This window comes from Pseudomonas sp. GCM10022186, from assembly GCF_042656385.1.
GTDB lineage: Bacteria > Pseudomonadota > Gammaproteobacteria > Pseudomonadales > Pseudomonadaceae > Metapseudomonas.
On record NZ_JBHSOU010000078.1, the window covers coordinates 1 to 17,221 of the forward strand.

Genomic DNA, 17,221 nt, shown 5'->3' on the forward strand with positions numbered 1-17,221 from the left:
CTGAGCCATGATCAAACTCTTCAGTTCAATACTGCTTGGGTTTTGAGAAAACCCTAAACTTGGCTCAGCAATCGCAAATAAACTCTCGAATTCACGAGTGTTACCTGTGATGCTGATAATCAGTCGACTACCAGACTTACCTCACAAGCACCCACACGAATTGCTTGATTCAGTTGTTAAAGAGCGTTTCGATCAAGTCTTTCGTCTCAACCGAGGCCGCGCATTCTACCGCAGCCCTTCTTGCTGTCAAGCTGTTTTTCGAAATTTTCTTTTCTACTCAACCGCTTGCGCTTCCGATCCGATTCACTCTTCTCGTCAGCGGGAGGCGAATTCTACAGCGTTCAAACCCGCTGTCAACACCTCTTTTTCCACTTCATTCGCCAGAAGCGAACACTTCGAAGCAGAACCTTCCGACACCCTCACCAATCACTTAACTCGTTGATTCTCAAGGAGTTTTGTTTGGCGACTGCGCCGGAAGTGGTGCGCATTATAGGGATGCAAAAGCTGCCGTCAACCGTTAATTCGATATTTTATTCAGCAACCAGCGATACCCGCGCAAAGGACTTCTTGCCAGCCTGGAGAACATGGGTAGCACCCATCTTGAAGATGAAGCCACGATCAACCACCTGACCATCCACACGAACACCGCCAGAACCCAGCAGGTCGCGGGCGACTGCTGCGTTCTTCACCAAGCCCGCCTTATTAAGGACGGATGCGATCGGCATGTCCTCGACGGAAGACAACTGAATCTCCGGCAGGTCGACCGGCAGCTCGCCTTCCTTCATGCGATTGCCTGCGGAACGGTGAGCGGTAGCCGCGGCCTCTTCACCATGGAAACGCGCCACGATTTCCTCGGCCAGCTTGATCTTGATGTCACGCGGGTTGGCACCCGCCTCGACATCACGCTTGAACTGCTCGATCTCATCCATGGAGCGAAAGCTCAACAGCTCGAAGTAGCGCCACATCAACTGGTCGGGAATGGAGACCAGCTTGTTGTACATCACGCCTGGCGCCTCCTGGATACCCACGTAGTTACCCAGGGACTTGGACATCTTCTTGACGCCATCCAGGCCTTCCAGCAGCGGCATGGTCAGGATGCACTGGGACTCCTGCCCGTAGGCGCGCTGCAATTCGCGCCCCATCAGCAGGTTGAATTTCTGGTCGGTACCACCCAGCTCGACATCGGCCCGCAGCGCCACGGAGTCGTAACCCTGCACCAGCGGATAGAGGAACTCATGAATGGCAATGGGCTGATTGGTGCCGTAGCGCTTGCTGAAGTCATCGCGCTCGAGCATGCGAGCGACGGTGTATTGAGACGCGAGGCGAATGAAGTCCGACGGGCTCAGCTTGTCCATCCAGGTGGAGTTGAAGGCGACCTCGGTCTTGGCCGGATCGAGGATCTTGAAGACCTGGGCCTTGTACGTTTCGGCGTTCTCCAGCACCTGTTCACGAGTCAATGGCGGGCGAGTGGCGCTCTTGCCGCTGGGATCGCCGATCATCCCGGTGAAGTCACCAATCAGGAAAATCACCTGGTGGCCCAGGTCCTGGAACTGGCGCAGCTTATTAATAAGCACGGTGTGACCAAGGTGGAGGTCAGGCGCAGTCGGATCGAAGCCGGCCTTGATGCGCAGCGGCTGGCCACGCTTGAGCTTTTCCACCAGCTCGGACTCGACCAGGACCTCTTCCGCACCGCGCTTGATCAGCGCCAGCTGCTCTTCAACCGACTTCATGACAGGACTCGTTGACCATTGGATAGACAAAGGGGAACCAACCATACAAGATCGCGAACTAATTACAAGTTTTGCTCCTCCCCCCATGCCAGTCAGCGGAAGGCACCAATCCAAGGTTGCCTAGGGTGGATTTTGATTATATTTTAGGCAGTTAGTTCACTTTCCAAAACAACACCACACGCCATGACGCAATCAGTACCCAAAGTGCCGCCATATCCGAAGAGCCATTTGCTGGCTGCGAGCGGTGTGGCTGCGCTGCTCAGCCTGGCCCTGCTGGTGTTCCCGTCTCGCGAGGTCGAGGCGAAGAAGACCTACATCAACCTGGAGCTGGAAAACGGCGCCGAGATGGTGATCCAGGAGAAAGACGACCTTCGACAAGGGTCCGTCACCGGGGATGAGGGTCTCTCGCCATTCACCAGGATCGAGAACCCAGCCGAGAACCAGAACAGCGCCGGAAAAGACGCGGACAAGAAGAAAGAAGAAACCACCGAGATCGCTACCACCCAGCCGCCAGTCGATCCCAGCCTCAAGACTGTGACCGTGGGTAATGGCGACACGCTGTCTACCGTGTTCGCCAAGGTTGGCCTGTCCGCCAACGTTATGCACGACGTCCTGAGCAGCAGCAAGGACGCCAAGCAGCTCAGCCGCCTCAAGGTTGGCCAAAGCTTCGAATTCAAGCTGACTCCCAGCGGTGAGATCGAGAGAATCAGCACCAAGCTGAGCGGCCTCGAGAGCGTTCACCTGGAAAAGTCTGCCAAGGGCTACGCCTTCAAGCGTGACCTGATCAAGCCTGAACTGCACTCGGCCTATGCCCGCGGCGTGATCGACAGCTCGCTGTTTCTCTCCGCCAAGCGCGCCGGCCTGTCCCATGACCTGACCATGGACCTGGCCAATATCTTCGGCTACGACATCGACTTCGCTCTCGACATCCGCGAAGGCGACGAGTTCGAGATGATCTACGAAGAGAAGGTGGTTGACGGCAAGAAGGTCGGCAGCGGGGAAATCCTCGCCGCACGCTTCACCAACCGCGGCAAGACCTTCTCCGCCGTCCGCTACGTCGACAAGCAGGGCACCGCCACCTACCTCCGTGGTGACGGTACCGCCATGCGCAAGGCCTTCATCCGCACGCCGGTGGACTTCGCCCGCATCAGCTCGCGATTCTCCAATGGCCGCCGCCATCCGATCCTGAACAAGCTCCGTGCCCACAAGGGCGTCGACTACGCCGCTCCCCGCGGCACCCCGATCAAGGCCACCGGCGACGGCAAGATCCTCCTGGCCGGTCGTCGCGGCGGTTACGGCAACGCGGTGATCATCCAGCACGGCAGCAAGTACAAGACGCTTTATGGCCATATGCAGGGCTTCGCCAAGGGTATCCGTACCGGCGGCAGCGTGAAGCAGGGACAGATCATCGGCTACGTGGGCACCACCGGTCTCTCCACCGGCCCGCACCTGCACTACGAGTTCCAGGTGAACGGCGTGCATGTCGACCCGCTTGGCGTGAAGCTGCCGATGGCCGACCCGCTGATGGCCGGCGAGAAAAAGCGCTTCCTGCAGATGACCAAGCCGTTGCTGGCGCGCATGGACCAGGAAAAGGCCACCATGCTGGCCTTGAACAAGCGCTGAGATCATGACGCGCTACCTGGGGGTGATGTCCGGGACCAGCCTTGACGGCCTGGACATCGCCCTGGTCGAACAGACCGACCGCACCACCCTCCTCGACACCCACTACATTCCCATGCCCGCCTCGCTACGCGGCGACTTGCTGGCGCTCTGCGCGTCCGGTCCCGACGAGCTGGCGCGCGCCGCCCTGGCGGAAAACGGCTGGGTCGAACTGGCCGCCGCCGGCATCAATGCGCTGCTGGTGCGCAACAACCTGGGGGCGAAGGATATCCGTGCCATCGGCAGCCACGGCCAGACCGTACGCCACGAGCCGTCGCTCGGCTTCACCATCCAGATCGGCAACCCCGCCCTGCTGGCCGAGCTCACCGGCATCACCGTGGTTGGCGACTTTCGCCGCCGCGATGTCGCTGCCGGCGGTCAGGGTGCGCCTCTGGTTCCGGCTTTCCACGAATCGCTGTTCGGTGACGCCACCAGCCATCGCGCCGTGCTCAATGTCGGCGGCTTCAGCAATCTGAGCCTGATCGAGCCAGGCAAACCCGTGCACGGATTCGACTGCGGACCCGGTAATGTCCTGCTGGACGCCTGGATTCACCTCCAGCGCGGCGAGAGCTACGACCGCAACGGTGACTGGGCCGCCAGCGGTACGCCACAGCAGCGCCTGCTGGATACCCTGTTCGGCGACGCATTCTTCACCACCCGGGGGCCGAAGAGCACCGGTCGCGAGCTGTTCAACCTGAGCTGGCTGCAGTCCCATCTGGCACGCCTGCCGCTCTTCAAGCCCGAGGATGTGCAGGCCACCCTGCTGGAACTCACCGCACGCAGCATCACCGAGGCACTGGGTGCGGCGCAGCCGAGGACTGATGACCTGCTGGTCTGCGGAGGCGGCGCCCACAATCGCCAGTTGATGCTGCGCCTGGCGGACTTGCTACCTGGCACCCGCGTCTGCAGCACCGCCGAGTTCGGCGTGGACCCTGACTGGGTCGAGGCCATGGCCTTCGCCTGGCTGGCCCATTGCTGCCTGGAAGGTATTCCCACCAACCGTCCCAGCGTCACTGGCGCCAGGGGACTGCGCATCCTCGGCGCCATCTACCCCGCCTGATGCGCAAACGAAAACGCCGTGCCCAGGGGCACGGCGTTTCTGTATTCGGACGCGGGGTCAGATCGAGAAGGACTGACCGCAGCCGCAGGTGGTGGAGGCGTTGGGGTTCTTGATCACGAAGCGCGAACCCTCCAGGCCCTCCTGGTAATCCACTTCAGCGCCTGCCAGGTACTGGAAGCTCATCGGATCCACTACCAGGCTGACACCATCGCGCTCGACTATGGTGTCATCGTCCGCCACGTCCTCATCGAAGGTGAAGCCGTACTGGAAGCCCGAGCAACCACCACCGGTGACGAAGACACGAAGCTTCAGGCGCGGATTGCCCTCTTCATCGATCAGATTCTTCACCTTGCTGGCCGCACCTTCGGTGAACATCAGGGCTGAAGGGGTGAAGGTTTCGACGCTCATGCTGCAACTCTCCCGGCTCGACGCCGCCATACTGCGCTAAGGCGAGGCATTATCCGCTTACCCTAGAAAACTGGTCAACTATTAAGCGTTTCGACCCCTTCCATGGATCGAAGTGCCGCGCCGGCGGCCGGGCCACCGGCGCCACGGGTCATCAGGGCAGCAGCGCGGCGTGGGACAGGCCCAGGCGCTCCTCGAGGCCGAACATGATGTTGAGGTTCTGCACCGCCTGGCCAGAGGCGCCCTTGACCAGGTTGTCGATCACCGACAGCACCACCACCAGGTCGCCGCCCTGGGGGCGGTGCACAGCGATGCGGCAGACGTTGGCACCACGCACGCTGCGGGTTTCCGGATGGCTGCCGGCCGGCATCACATCGACGAAGGGCTCATTGGCATAGCGCTTCTCGAACAGGGCCTGCAGATCGACGCTCTTGTCCGCCACGTTGGCGTAGAGGGTGGCATGGATACCGCGGATCATCGGGGTCAGGTGCGGCACGAAGGTCAGGCCAACCGGGCCATTGGCGGCGCGACGCAGCCCCTGGCTGATTTCCGGCAGGTGGCGATGCCCCTTCACCGAGTACGCCATCATGCTTTCACCGGCTTCGCAGAACAGCGACCCCACCTTGGCACCGCGACCGGCGCCGCTGACACCGGACTTGCAGTCGGCAATCAGCTGGCTGGTGTCCGCCAGTCCGGCTTCGAGCAGCGGGATGAAACCGAGTTGGGTGGCGGTGGGGTAGCAGCCGGGGACGGCAATCAGGCGCGCGCCCTTGATGGCCTCACGGTTCACTTCCGGCAGGCCGTAAACGGCTTCCGGCAGCAAGGCGGGCGCGCCATGGGGTTGGCCGTACCACTTGGCCCACTCCTCGGCGTCCTGCAGGCGGAAGTCGGCGGAGAGGTCGATCACCCGGGTACCGGCATCCAGCAGTTCGCCGGCCAGGGCATGGGCGACGCCGTGGGGCGTGGCGAAGAACACCACATCACAAGCGCCCAGGGTGGCCACGTCCGGCACGCTGAAGGCAAGGTTGTCGTAATGACCGCGCAGGTTCGGATACATATCGGCGACCTTCACCCCGGCCTCGGATCGCGAGGTGATCACCGCGACCTCCGCCTGCGGATGCTGAGCCAGCAGACGCAGCAGTTCGACACCGGTGTAGCCCGTGCCGCCGACGATTCCGACCTTGACCATCACTTGCCCCTCAAAGAACCGATTGGAAAGCTGCCGATGATAAGGCCGCATTGGCCAGGGGCCAACCGCCGAGGTGACGTGCGGCCGGTCGAGCCTCTACTATCGGGCCCATCCGCACTCTGGAAAGCGTCCCCATGCTCTACCTGTGGCTCAAGGCCCTGCACATCATCGCCATCGTCTGCTGGTTCGCCGGCCTGTTCTACCTGCCGCGACTCTTCGTCTACCACGCCATGGCCGAGGACGAAGCCAGCCGCGAGCGTTTCAAGATCATGGAGCGCAAGCTCTACCGCGGCATCATGGGCCCCTCGATGATCGCCACCCTGGTGTTCGGCATCTGGATGCTCTATCTCAATCCCGGCTGGCTGAGCCAGGGCTGGCTGCATGCCAAGCTCACCCTGGTGGTACTGCTGATCGGCTACCACCACGCCTGTGGTGGCCTGCTCAAGCGCTTCGCTCGCGGCGAGAACCGCCGCGGCCATGTGTTCTACCGCTGGTTCAACGAAGTGCCGGTGCTTTTTCTGATCGCCATCGTGATCCTGGTGGTGGTCAAGCCCTTCTGACCTGACAAGAGGAATGCCAGATGTCCCTGCCCACCCTGCTCGATCAACGCCTGCGCCTGCCGGTAGTGGCGGCGCCGATGTTCCTGGTGTCCAACCCCGGGCTGGTCCTGGCCTGCTGCAACAGCGGCATCGTCGGCAGCTTTCCGGCGCTGAACCAGCGTGAGAGCAACGGCTTGCGCGCCTGGCTGGAAGAGATCGAGTCGGGCCTGGACGCGGATGCGGCCCCCTACGCGGTCAACCTCATCGTCCACCACAGCAATCCCCGCCTTCAGGCCGACCTGGCGATCTGCGTGGAGAAGCGCGTGCCCATCGTCATCACCAGCCTCGGCGCGGTGAAGGAAGTGGTGGACGCGGTGCACGGCTATGGCGGCCTGGTGTTCCATGACGTCACCACCCGCCGCCATGCCGAGAAAGCCGCCGAAGCGGGAGTCGATGGGCTGATCGCGGTTGCTGCCGGTGCTGGCGGCCATGCCGGCACCTGGAGCCCCTTTGCGCTGATCGCCGAGATCCGCCAATTCTTCGACAAGACCCTGCTGCTGGCCGGTTGCCTCAACCACGGCCACGAGATCTTCGCTGCGCAAATGCTCGGTGCCGACCTTGCCTACCTCGGCACCCGCTTCATCGCTACCCAGCAGAGCGATGCGGAAACCCGCTACAAGCAGATGATCCTCGACGCCCGCGCCGCCGATATCATCCACACCCCGGCGGTTTCCGGCGTGCCCGCCAGCTTCATGCGGCAGAGCCTGGAGGCGGCCGGCTACGACCTCAAGCGCCTCACCGACAAGGCCGACATCAACTATGGCGAAAAGCTCAAGCCGGTCAGCGACGAGGCGAAGGCCTGGAAGACCGTGTGGTCCGCCGGCCAGGGCGTTGGCAATATCCGCGACCTGCCCACGGTGGACGAACTGATCGCCCGACTCGATCAGGAATACCGCGCGGCCCGCGACAAGGCCGGACAATTGGGTCATCGCTGGACCCGCTGAGGCAGCTCCAGCCCCCTAGTGCGCGCCTGGCGCTTTTGTGCGCCAGGCCGCTTGTGCCGTGGGCCCGAGCGCAATTACGCTTTGCCATCATCTCTTTCTGTCGCCGACAAGGATGGCCGCATGACCGAAGCCCGATACAAGATTGTCTTCGACGGTGAACCCATGCCCGGCGTGGCCCTGGAAACCGTCAAGGAAAACCTCGCCCGCCTGTTCAAGAGCGATGCCGGCAAGATCGACAGCCTGTTCGGCGGCCGTAGCGTCGCCCTCAAGCGCGACTTGCCGGAAGCCGAAGCGGACAGATATCTCGCCGCACTGCAGCGCGCCGGCGCCAGGGTGCGCAAGGAGCACGAGGCGGCCACCGGCCCCGGGCTGGCCGCCACGGACGCCCCCGCGACCCCGACTGCCCCCGAAGCTGCGACTGCCGTCGACACCATGCGTTGCCCGAAATGCGCCCACGAACAACCCAGGGCCCCGGAGTGCCGGGCCTGCGGGATCATCATCGACAAGTATCTGGCCCGCCAGGCGCAACTGGCCGAGGAAGCTGCGCAGGTGAATGCTTCGGTCACCCGCGGCGACAACCCTTCGCCCTATGCACCACCGCAAGCGCAGGTGGGCGAACAGCTGCCGGAATACGCTGAACTCAAGGTACTCAGTGCCAAGGGACGGATCGGCCGCGTTCGCTATCTGGGCTGGAGCATGGCCCTGATGCTCGCGTTCCTGCCGCTGGGCGGTGTGATCCTCGGCAGCTTCACCCTGTCCAACACCCTGGCCGGCCTGCTGACCATGGCCGCCTGCGTGGCCATGGTGGTGGTCAGCGTCTGCATCGGTGTGCAGCGCCTGCACGACATTGGCTGGTCCGGCTGGCTCTGGCTGCTGAACTTCGTCCCGGTGGTTGGCAGCGTGTTCGCCCTGCTGATGCTCTTCATGCCCGGCAGCGCGGGCCCGAATCGCTACGGCCCGCCGCCGCCGCCGAACAGCCGTTCGGTGATAGTGCTGGCCTGGCTGGTCATCCTCGTGCCAATTATCGGTATAGTCGCCGCCGTTTCGATCCCGGCCTACCAGGACTACCTGATGCGCGCCCAGATGGGCGATGCCGCCAGCTTCCAGCAGCCGGCCGAAACGCCCGCCCTCGAAGGCGAATCCGCAGAATAAGCAAACTCCCCGGGGCCGGAGCTGTCCAACCCGGCCCCTCCACGGAGATCCCCAGATGCCTCGTTATGCCTTGATCACCGGCGCCTCCAGCGGTATTGGCCTGGCCCTGGCGGAGGCCCTGGCACGGCGTGGACGGCATCTGCTGCTGGTGGCCCGCCAGCGGGACGCGCTGGAGAGCATCGCCTGCGAGCTTACCCAGCGTTTCGGCGTGGAAGTGCTGTTTCGCTACTGCGACCTCACCGAGCCCTTGCAAGTGTCCGGTCTGCTGATGGACCTGGAGCGGGGGGAAATCGAGATAGACCTGCTGGTGAACAACGCCGGCATCGGAACCTCCGGTTGCTTCGTCGACCAGGACTGGGGGCGCGAGCAGGAGCTGATCGAAGTGAACATCCTCGTCCTCGCCCGGCTCTGCCACGGCATTGGCGGCCTGATGGCGCGCCAGGGTGGCGGGCAGATCCTCAATGTCGCCTCGGTGGCGGGATTCCAGCCCGGCGCCTGGATGAGCAGCTACTACGCCAGCAAGGCGTATGTGCTGAATTTCTCCGAAGGGCTGCGGGAAGAGCTGCGTCCGCGCGGCGTGCAAGTCTCGGTGCTTTGCCCCGGACCGACGCGCACCGCGTTCTTCCGTGGCGCCCATCTGCGCGTCGAGGGGCTGGACGGCAGCAAGCTGATGATGAGCCCCGAGGAAGTGGCGCTGGTGGCCGTCCGCGCCCTGGAGAAGAATCGCGCCATCATCATTCCCGGCTGGCGCAACCGGCTGGCCGCCCTCTTCCCCCGACTGGCCCCGCGCTGGGCGGTACGCCGCCTGCTGGGGCGCATCATCCGCCGCTACGCCCAGCCCTGACCGGCGTCAATCGGCCTTCACGCAGCGGCCCTTCGCCCAGGCGCGCAGGTTCGCCAGCGGTTCTGCCAGCAGCACCGAAAGCGGCGCTGTGCCCTTGAGTTCACGCAACAATAGCGCCTGGTCAGCCGGGCACTGCCGGGCCTGGGCCGCGTAGAGCATGGCCACAACCGCCTGCTCGATCTCGGCGCCGGAAAATCCATCGCTGGCCGCCACCAGCGGGTGCAGGTCGAATTGCGCCGGGTCCAGCTCACGACGGGTCAGATGAATGCGGAAGATCTCGGCACGGACCTCCGGCTGCGGCAGGTCGACGAAGAACAGTTCGTCGAAGCGCCCCTTGCGCAACAGCTCCGGCGGCAGACGGTCGATGGCATTGGCGGTGGCCACCATGAACACCGGCGCCTTGCGCTCGGCCATCCAGGTCAACAGCGTACCCAGCACCCGCTGACTGACGCCGCCGTCGTGGTCGCCGCTGGCCAGGCCCTTTTCCACCTCGTCCATCCACAGCACGCAAGGCGCCATCTGCTCCGCCAGTTTCAACGCCTCACGCAGATTGCGCTCGGTCTCGCCGAAGAACTTGTTGTACAGGCAGGCAAAATCCAGGCGCAGCAACGGCAGCCCCCAGAGCCCGGCGACGGCCTTGGCCGCCAGGCTCTTGCCACCGCCCTGCACCCCCACCAGCAGCACGCCCCGAGGCCGATCCACGCCCTGTTCATCCAAGAGCGCCACCTGCCGGTCGGCCAGCCAGCGCTTGAGGTTGGCCAGGCCGCCCACCTCGGCGAAACGCGCGGTCTCGTACTCGAAACTGAGCACGCCCTCCAGGTCCAGCAACTGGAACTTGGCCTTGTTCAGCTCCGGCAGGTCCTCCTGGGTAATGGCGCCGTCATCGCAGATGACGTTGCGCGCCAGGGCGCGGGCCTCGCCGTGGCTCATGCCGCGCAGGTTCTTCACCACCTGCTGCAGGGTGCGGTTGTCGGTCCGAACCCGCGCCCCGCGATTGCGCTCGCTCCAGCGCGCCGCCTCTTCACGGACGATCCCGAGCAGTTCGTCCTCGCTCGGCAGTGCCAGATCGAAGCGCGCAGCGTAACGCTGGACTTCCGGCGGCAGCTTGAGGGCATGGGACACCAGCACCAGCGTGGGCTTGTGGTTGCTCTCGGCCATGGCGATTTCCTTGAGCAACCGAACCACCTTGGGGTTGTCGCCGAGGTAGGGATGCAGGTCGCACATCACGTAGAGGTTGGGCTGCGGGTCGGCCTTGATCAGCTTGAGCGCTACTTCCGGTTCGCGACTCTCACCCTCGCCCAGGCTTTCGCCAGCAAACCCCAGGCGCTGCAATCCTTCGGTGACCGCCCAGGTGAAGAATCCCAGTCCGCGCTTGACCGCCAGGCTGGTGAGGGTTTCCAGCACCCGCCGCTCGTCCCAGGATTCGATCAGGATCAGCTTGACCCTCGAGTCCAGCACTAGGCCGAGGTCGTGGATATCGTTCTTCACTGGGGGCTCCTCGTGACGCCGACCGATGCTGGCCGGGGAAAATGCACACCGCTAAACTCGGGTTTCTTATAACAGGCCGGAGAATTCCCGTGGACTGTCTGTTCTGCAAAATCGCTGCCGGGCAAATTCCTGCACGCAAGCTCTACGAGGACGATCAGGTCTTCGCCTTCCACGACATCGCCCCCCAGGCGCCGGTGCACTTCCTGGTGATCCCGAAGAAGCACGTACCCACCCTCAACCACCTCACCGACGAGGACAAGGCGCTCACCGGTCATATGCTCCATACGGCCCAGCGGCTGGCCAGCGAGTTGGGGTGCGACGAGGGTTTCCGGGTGGTGATGAATTGCAACCATCAGGGTGGCCAGACCGTCTATCACATCCATATGCATGTGCTCGGCCAGCGGCAGATGCATTGGCCCCCCGGTTGATCCGGCGCCCGCGGCCTGACTCCGGTCAAGCCTCGGTCATCCCCTTGCGGTAGAATGCCCGCCGGATTCCCACGGAGGTGCCGCATGGCCAGCGAACGTTCCTTTTCCCCCGCCGACCGCCTGCTACTGCAGGCCGATGCCGCGCTGCGCACCCTGCTGCCGTTCACCGGCCAGCCGTTTCGCCCCTCCCCCGCCGATGGCCAGCCCGATGCCGAACTCAAGGCCGAAGACGCACGCCACATCGCCGGGCTGATGCGCATCAACCACACCGGCGAGGTGTGTGCCCAGGCGCTGTACCAGGGGCAGGCGCTGACCGCCAGGTTGCCCGCGGTACGCGCCGCCATGGAGCACGCGGCCGAGGAAGAGGTCGACCACCTGGCCTGGTGCGAGCAGCGCATCCGCGAACTGGGTAGCCGCCCGAGTATCCTGAACCCGGTCTTCTATGGCCTGTCCTTTGGCGTCGGCGCTGTGGCCGGGATGATCAGCGACAAGATCAGCCTCGGCTTCGTCGCCGCCACCGAGGACCAGGTGTGCAAGCACCTCGACGAGCACCTGGAGCAATTGCCGGCGGAGGATGCTAAGTCCCGCGCCATCCTCGAACAGATGCGTACCGACGAGCAGCAGCACGCTACCAGCGCGCTGGAGGCAGGCGGCCTGCGCTTCCCGGCACCGGTGAAGTTCGGCATGACGCTGCTGTCCAAGGTGATGACCAAAACGACCTATCGGGTTTGAAAGCTGGAAGCTGGAAGCTGGAAGCTGGAAAACGAACTTCGCATCAACGACAAAGGGCGCCTAGGCGCCCTTTGTGCTTTCAGCTTCCAGCCTTTAGCCGTCAGCCCTTCAGTGCGGTACGTTCCGCGCGTAGAAGATCTCCAGCATCTCGTGGCGCACACGCGCCTCGACTTCCTTGCGCTGTTCGGCCGTCAGGGTGCGGGTGGCGTCGCCGAACAGGTAGTTGTCCAGTTCGAAGTCCTTGAGCAGCATCTTGGTGTGGAACATGTTCTCCTGGTACACGTTGACGTCCGTCATCTGGTAGGCGTCCTGGGTGTCGTCGGAGAGGTAGTTCTGGATCGAGTTGATCTCGTGGTCGATGAAGTGCTTCTTGCCTTCCACGTCACGGGTGAAGCCGCGCACGCGGTAGTCCACGGTAACGATGTCCGAATCGAACTGGTGGATCAGGTAGTTGAGCGCCTTCAGCGGGGAAATCACGCCACAGGTGGAAACATCGATGTCCACCCGGAAAGTGGCGATACCCGACACCGGATGGATTTCCGGATAGGTGTGCACGGTGATGTGGCTCTTGTCGAGGTGCGCCAGGATGGTCTCCGGCAGCGGGCCGGGAGACTCCTCGATCTGGCTGTCGGTGGGCGTCACCGGCTGCTCGGAGATCAGGATGGTCACGCTCGCGCCCTGGGGATCATAGTCCTGGCGGGCGATGTTGAGGATGTTCGCACCTATGATCTCGACTACGTCGGTGAGGATCTGGGTCAGGCGCTCGGCGTCGTACTCTTCGTCGATGTACTGGACGTAGGCCTGCTGATCCTCGGGGGTCTCGGCGTAGCAGATGTCATAGATGTTGAAGCTCAAGGTCTTCGTCAGGTTGTTGAACCCGTGGAGCTTGAGTTTGCTTTTCACCGTTGTGTGCTCTCTTGTGCGTGTGCGGCTCTGCCGCGTGGTTGAGCATGCCCGTCAGAAGCGCACGACACTCCTGCGTAGGACGGTTTACACCTCTTCGCGTTGGCGATTGTGGTCGTAGGTTCGGAGCCCGAAGCCCCGGAAACTGAAAGGGGGCGAATTATGCAGACGACGGGCGCCGTCTGCCAGAGTCTGCCGCGCAAAAATGATGGCCGGATGTCTTCATCCAGCCGGCCATCGGAAAACCGGGCTCAGGCGCCCAGTTCGACGATCTCGTAGCCGTGGGTGATCTCCACGCCGGCACGACCGAGCATGATGGAGGCCGAGCAGTACTTTTCGGCGGACAGTTCCACCGCACGCTTGACCTGGGCTTCCTTGAGGCCGCGGCCCTTCACCACGAAATGCACATGGATCCTGGTGAAGACCTTGGGGTCCTCGCTGGCGCGCTCGGCGTCGAGGAAGGCCTCGCAGCTCTCCACCGGCTGGCGGGATTTCTTCAGGATGCTCACCACGTCGAAGTTGGTGCAGCCGCCAAGGCCGAGCAGCAGCATCTCCATGGGGCGCACGCCCAGATTGCGACCACCGCTCTCGGGCGGACCATCCATCACCACCGCATGGCCACTGCCGGATTCACCAAGGAACAGGGCTTCGCCCGCCCACTGGATGCGTGCTTTCATCGCCTAGGACTCCGCTCGGAAAAAGGTGCGGTAGCTTATCACAGCGCTTTTTCCATGCCGGACCCGAAATAGTTCCTAACCAAGTGTCAGCTGCGTCGCAAAATCACGTTGTCGATTCAGGGGCCTCTGTTAAGCTGGCGCCGGATTACTGGCACACTGGGCCGGACAACAATTAGAAATTTGCCTGCTGCACAAAGGCTTACCTTTTCTTTTTCGGGACTCGGGCATGGTCGCAATTACCCTCACACCAAAAATAAAGAGCCTGGACAAGCTACTCGCGCATTGTCACCGCCGCCGCTACACGGCCAAAAGCACCATCATCTATGCGGGCGATCGCTGCGAAACCCTCTTCTTCATCATCAAGGGCTCCGTCACCATCCTGATCGAGGATGACGACGGTCGCGAGATGATCATCGCCTACCTCAATGCCGGGGACTTCTTCGGCGAGATGGGCCTGTTCGACAAGGAAGGCACTGAAAAGGAACGCAGCGCGTGGGTCCGCGCCAAGACTGAATGCGAAGTGGCGGAGCTCAGCTACGCCAAATTCCGCGAACTGACCCAGCAGGATCCGGAGATCCTCTATGCCCTGGGCAGCCAGATGGCCGACCGCCTGCGCAATACCACGCGCAAGGTGGGCGACCTGGCCTTCCTCGACGTGACCGGACGCGTGGCGCGCACCCTGCTGGACTTGTGCAAGCAGCCCGACGCCATGACCCACCCGGACGGCATGCAGATCAAGATCACCCGCCAGGAGATCGGCCGCATCGTCGGCTGTTCCCGCGAGATGGTCGGCCGCGTGCTGAAGAGCCTGGAGGAACAAGGCCTGGTGCATGTGAAGGGCAAGACGATGGTGGTCTTCGGCACCCGCTGAGAACCAGAGACGAAAAAGCCGGCGCAAGCCGGCTTTTTCATGCCCTCTGCAAAGATCCGGATCAGTCCGGATCGATGCCGGCCACCACGCGGTTGCGCTCGGGGAAGAACAGGCGGCCAAGTTCGGTACCCGGCTCTTCGGCACGCATGAAGGCTTCGCCGACCAGGAAGGCGTAGACGCCGCTGACTTCCATCAGCTCCACGTCGGCACGGTTGAGGATGCCGCTCTCGGTCACCACCAGGCGGTCGCGGGGGATGCGCGGCAGCAGGTCGAGGGTGGTTTCCAGGCTGACCTCGAAGGTGTGCAGGTTGCGGTTGTTGATGCCCACCAGCGGGGTGTCCAGGCAGTTCAGCGCGCGGTCCAGCTCTTCGCTGTCATGCACCTCCACCAGCACGTCGAGGCCGACGTCCCTGGCGGTGGCGGCCAGTTCCTTCATGCGCGAGTCTTCCAGCGCGGCAACGATCAGCAGGATGCAGTCGGCGCCAAGGGCGCGGGCCTCGACCACCTGGTAGGGGTCGATCAGGAAGTCCTTGCGGATCACCGGCAGCGAACAGGCGGCGCGGGCTTCCTGCAGGTAGGCATCGCTGCCCTGGAAGAAGTCCACATCGGTCAGCACCGAGAGGCAGGCGGCACCGCCGGCTTCGTAGCTTCTGGCGATCTGGGCGGGCACGAAGTTCTCCCGCAGCACACCCTTGCTCGGCGAGGCCTTCTTCACCTCGGCGATCACTGCCGGCTCGTGGCGCTCGGCTCGCTCCAGCAGGGCGCGGGCGAAACCACGGGGCGCATCGGCGGCGCGAGCCAGCACCTCCACCTCGGCCAGGGAAACACGGGCTCGGCGCTCGGCCACTTCCTCGGCCTTGCGCGCCAGGATCTTCTCAAGAACGGTAGGGATGCTCACGCTTCATTCTCCACTCGGAACACCGCGGTAAAGGAGGCCAGTTCGTCCAGCTTCTCGCGGGCGAGGCCCGTGTGCAGGGCGTCCTGCGCCAGGCGCACACCTTCTTTCAGGCTGGACGCCAGGTCGGCGGCATAGAGCGCCGCGCCGGCGTTCAGCACTATCATGTCGGCGGCCTTCTGGCCGTTCTCGGTCTTGCGCTTGCCCAGGGCGTCGCGGATCAGCTCCAGGGACTCCTGCGGACTGCCGACGGTCAGGCCGATCAGGCTCTGGCTCTTGATGCCGAAGTCCTCGGGCTGGACCTGGTACTCGGTCACTTCGCCGTTCTTCAGCTCGGCGAGCTGGGTCGGCGCGGCGAGGCTCAGTTCGTCCAGGCCGTCCTTCGAATGCACCACCAGGATGTGCTCGCTGCCCAGGCGCTTGAGCACCTCGGCCAGCGGGCGGCACAGCGCCTGGCTGAACACGCCGACCACCTGGTGCTTCACCCCGGCCGGATTCGTAAGCGGGCCGAGCATGTTGAACAGGGTGCGCAGGCCCAGCTCACGGCGCGGGCCGGCGGCGTACTTCATGGCCTTGTGGTGGACCTGGGCGAACATGAAGCCGACACCGATGCTTTCGATGCAGCGCGCCACCTGATCCGGCTTGAGGTCCAGGTAGATGCCGGCGGCCTCCAGCACGTCGGCGCTGCCGGTCTTGCCGGACACCGCGCGGTTGCCGTGCTTGGCCACCTTGCCGCCCGCCGCGGCGACCACGAAGGTGGCGGCGGAGGAGACGTTGAAGATGTTGGCGCCATCGCCGCCGGTGCCCACCACGTCGACCACGTGGTCGAGGCTGGAGAGTTCCACGCGGGTGGCCAGCTCACGCATGACCGAGACGGCGCCGACGATCTCTTCGATCGTCTCGCTCTTCATGCGCATGCCCATGAGGAAAGCGCCGATCTGCGCGTCGGTGCACTGGCCGGTCATGATCAGGCGCATGACGTCCTGCATTTCTTCGGTGGTCAGGTCCAGTTGGTTGACCACCCGGTTCAGGGCTTCCTTGATGTCCATCAGCGCACTCCACCGGTCTGCTTGAGGAAGTTGGCCAAGAGTTCATGGCCCTGTTCGGTAAGGATGGACTCCGGATGGAACTGCACACCCTCGATGTTCAGCGTCTTGTGACGCAGCCCCATGATCTCGTCCACCGAGCCGTCGGCGTGCTGGGTCCAGGCGGTGACTTCCAGTTCCCCGGGCAGGGTTTCCAGCTTCACCACCAGCGAATGGTAGCGGGTCACCGTCAGCGGGTGATTCAGGCCGGCGAACACGCCCTGGTCCTTGTGGAACACCGGGCTGGTCTTGCCGTGCATGGCCTGACGCGCCCGCACCACGTCGCCACCGAAGGCCTGGCCGATGCTCTGGTGCCCCAGGCAGACGCCAAGGATCGGCAGCTTGCCGGCGAAATGGCGGATCACTTCCAGGGACACGCCCGCTTCGTTGGGGGTGCAGGGTCCGGGAGAGACCACGATGCGTTCCGGGCTCAGCGCCTCGATCTCGGCGATGGACAGCTCGTCGTTGCGGATCACATGCACGTCCGCACCCAGCTCGCCCAGGTACTGCACCACGTTGTAGGTAAAGGAGTCGTAGTTATCGATCATCAGCAGCATGGT

The 17,221-nt window shown here is 63.6% G+C and carries 18 protein-coding genes; 9 read left to right on the top strand and 9 right to left on the bottom strand.

The annotated features are described in order from the left end of the window. Positions 1–530 precede the first annotated feature (530 nt). A complete protein-coding gene (gene tyrS, locus ACFPU0_RS28675; protein WP_377696690.1) occupies positions 531–1,730 on the bottom strand; it encodes a tyrosine--tRNA ligase in 1,200 nt (399 codons plus the stop codon). 183 nt (positions 1,731–1,913) lie between these two features. Here tyrS and ACFPU0_RS28680 point away from each other — a divergent pair, with 183 nt between their 5' ends. Further along, positions 1,914–3,353: a peptidoglycan DD-metalloendopeptidase family protein gene (locus tag ACFPU0_RS28680; protein WP_377696691.1), complete on the top strand. Its 1,440-nt coding sequence runs from the start codon at positions 1,914–1,916 to the stop codon at positions 3,351–3,353. 4 nt (positions 3,354–3,357) lie between these two features. Beyond that, a complete protein-coding gene (locus ACFPU0_RS28685; RefSeq protein WP_377696692.1) occupies positions 3,358–4,449 on the top strand; it encodes an anhydro-N-acetylmuramic acid kinase in 1,092 nt (363 codons plus the stop codon). Between the two features lie 57 nt (positions 4,450–4,506). On the opposite strand, the gene erpA is transcribed toward ACFPU0_RS28685, so the two are convergent. Both erpA and argC read right to left on the bottom strand, forming a co-directional pair. Further along, positions 4,507–4,857, bottom strand: a complete 351-nt coding sequence (erpA, locus tag ACFPU0_RS28690; RefSeq protein WP_003450681.1) for an iron-sulfur cluster insertion protein ErpA — start codon at positions 4,855–4,857, stop codon at positions 4,507–4,509. Positions 4,858–5,008: 151 nt separating this feature from the next. Continuing rightward, entirely contained in the window at positions 5,009–6,043 is a 1,035-nt protein-coding gene (argC, locus tag ACFPU0_RS28695; RefSeq protein ID WP_377696693.1) for an N-acetyl-gamma-glutamyl-phosphate reductase, read from the bottom strand. Between the two features lie 134 nt (positions 6,044–6,177). On the opposite strand from argC, the gene hemJ reads away from it, so the two are divergent. The 4 genes from hemJ (at position 6,178) to ACFPU0_RS28715 (ending at position 9,582) form a co-directional block, all read left to right on the top strand. After that, the gene (hemJ, locus tag ACFPU0_RS28700) at positions 6,178–6,603 is read left to right on the top strand and encodes a protoporphyrinogen oxidase HemJ (protein ID WP_377696694.1); all 426 of its coding nucleotides are present in this window, start codon (positions 6,178–6,180) and stop codon (positions 6,601–6,603) included. Between the two features lie 20 nt (positions 6,604–6,623). Then, a complete protein-coding gene (locus ACFPU0_RS28705) occupies positions 6,624–7,586 on the top strand; it encodes an NAD(P)H-dependent flavin oxidoreductase (RefSeq protein WP_377696695.1) in 963 nt (320 codons plus the stop codon). A gap of 120 nt (positions 7,587–7,706) precedes the next feature. Beyond that, positions 7,707–8,738 (top strand): DUF805 domain-containing protein, encoded by a 1,032-nt coding sequence (locus tag ACFPU0_RS28710; protein ID WP_377696696.1) that lies wholly within the window; start codon positions 7,707–7,709, stop codon positions 8,736–8,738. A gap of 55 nt (positions 8,739–8,793) precedes the next feature. Further along, positions 8,794–9,582, top strand: coding sequence for an SDR family NAD(P)-dependent oxidoreductase (locus ACFPU0_RS28715; protein WP_377696697.1), 789 nt, complete (start codon positions 8,794–8,796; stop codon positions 9,580–9,582). Between the two features lie 6 nt (positions 9,583–9,588). Here ACFPU0_RS28715 and ACFPU0_RS28720 read toward each other — a convergent pair whose 3' ends face one another. Continuing rightward, complete coding sequence (locus tag ACFPU0_RS28720; protein WP_377696698.1) at positions 9,589–11,070, bottom strand: AAA family ATPase; 1,482 nt, start codon at positions 11,068–11,070, stop codon at positions 9,589–9,591. Positions 11,071–11,159: 89 nt separating this feature from the next. Here ACFPU0_RS28720 and ACFPU0_RS28725 point away from each other — a divergent pair, with 89 nt between their 5' ends. Then, positions 11,160–11,498, top strand: a complete 339-nt coding sequence (locus tag ACFPU0_RS28725; RefSeq protein ID WP_377696699.1) for a histidine triad nucleotide-binding protein — start codon at positions 11,160–11,162, stop codon at positions 11,496–11,498. 84 nt (positions 11,499–11,582) lie between these two features. After that, complete coding sequence (coq7, locus tag ACFPU0_RS28730; protein ID WP_377696700.1) at positions 11,583–12,230, top strand: 2-polyprenyl-3-methyl-6-methoxy-1,4-benzoquinone monooxygenase; 648 nt, start codon at positions 11,583–11,585, stop codon at positions 12,228–12,230. A 108-nt stretch (positions 12,231–12,338) separates the two neighbouring features. Here coq7 and speD read toward each other — a convergent pair whose 3' ends face one another. Further along, complete coding sequence (gene speD / locus ACFPU0_RS28735) at positions 12,339–13,133, bottom strand: adenosylmethionine decarboxylase (RefSeq protein WP_377696701.1); 795 nt, start codon at positions 13,131–13,133, stop codon at positions 12,339–12,341. Positions 13,134–13,384: 251 nt separating this feature from the next. After that, positions 13,385–13,810 carry an OsmC family protein gene (locus ACFPU0_RS28740; RefSeq protein ID WP_377696702.1) on the bottom strand — a complete coding sequence of 142 codons (426 nt, stop codon included), beginning with the start codon at positions 13,808–13,810 and terminating at the stop codon, positions 13,385–13,387. Positions 13,811–14,036: 226 nt separating this feature from the next. On the opposite strand from ACFPU0_RS28740, the gene crp reads away from it, so the two are divergent. After that, the gene (gene crp / locus ACFPU0_RS28745; RefSeq protein ID WP_377696703.1) at positions 14,037–14,681 is read left to right on the top strand and encodes a cAMP-activated global transcriptional regulator CRP; all 645 of its coding nucleotides are present in this window, start codon (positions 14,037–14,039) and stop codon (positions 14,679–14,681) included. Between the two features lie 61 nt (positions 14,682–14,742). Here crp and trpC read toward each other — a convergent pair whose 3' ends face one another. The 3 genes from trpC to ACFPU0_RS28760 are packed head-to-tail and all read right to left on the bottom strand — an operon-like array spanning position 14,743 to position 17,218. Beyond that, on the bottom strand, positions 14,743–15,579 hold the full coding sequence (gene trpC / locus ACFPU0_RS28750; protein ID WP_377696704.1) for an indole-3-glycerol phosphate synthase TrpC: 837 nt from the start codon (positions 15,577–15,579) through the stop codon (positions 14,743–14,745). Beyond that, the gene (trpD, locus tag ACFPU0_RS28755; RefSeq protein WP_377696705.1) at positions 15,576–16,625 is read right to left on the bottom strand and encodes an anthranilate phosphoribosyltransferase; all 1,050 of its coding nucleotides are present in this window, start codon (positions 16,623–16,625) and stop codon (positions 15,576–15,578) included. Before trpD ends, trpC begins: the two co-directional genes overlap by 4 nt. Beyond that, complete coding sequence (locus tag ACFPU0_RS28760) at positions 16,625–17,218, bottom strand: aminodeoxychorismate/anthranilate synthase component II (RefSeq protein ID WP_377696706.1); 594 nt, start codon at positions 17,216–17,218, stop codon at positions 16,625–16,627. Before ACFPU0_RS28760 ends, trpD begins: the two co-directional genes overlap by 1 nt. Positions 17,219–17,221: the final 3 nt, after the last annotated feature.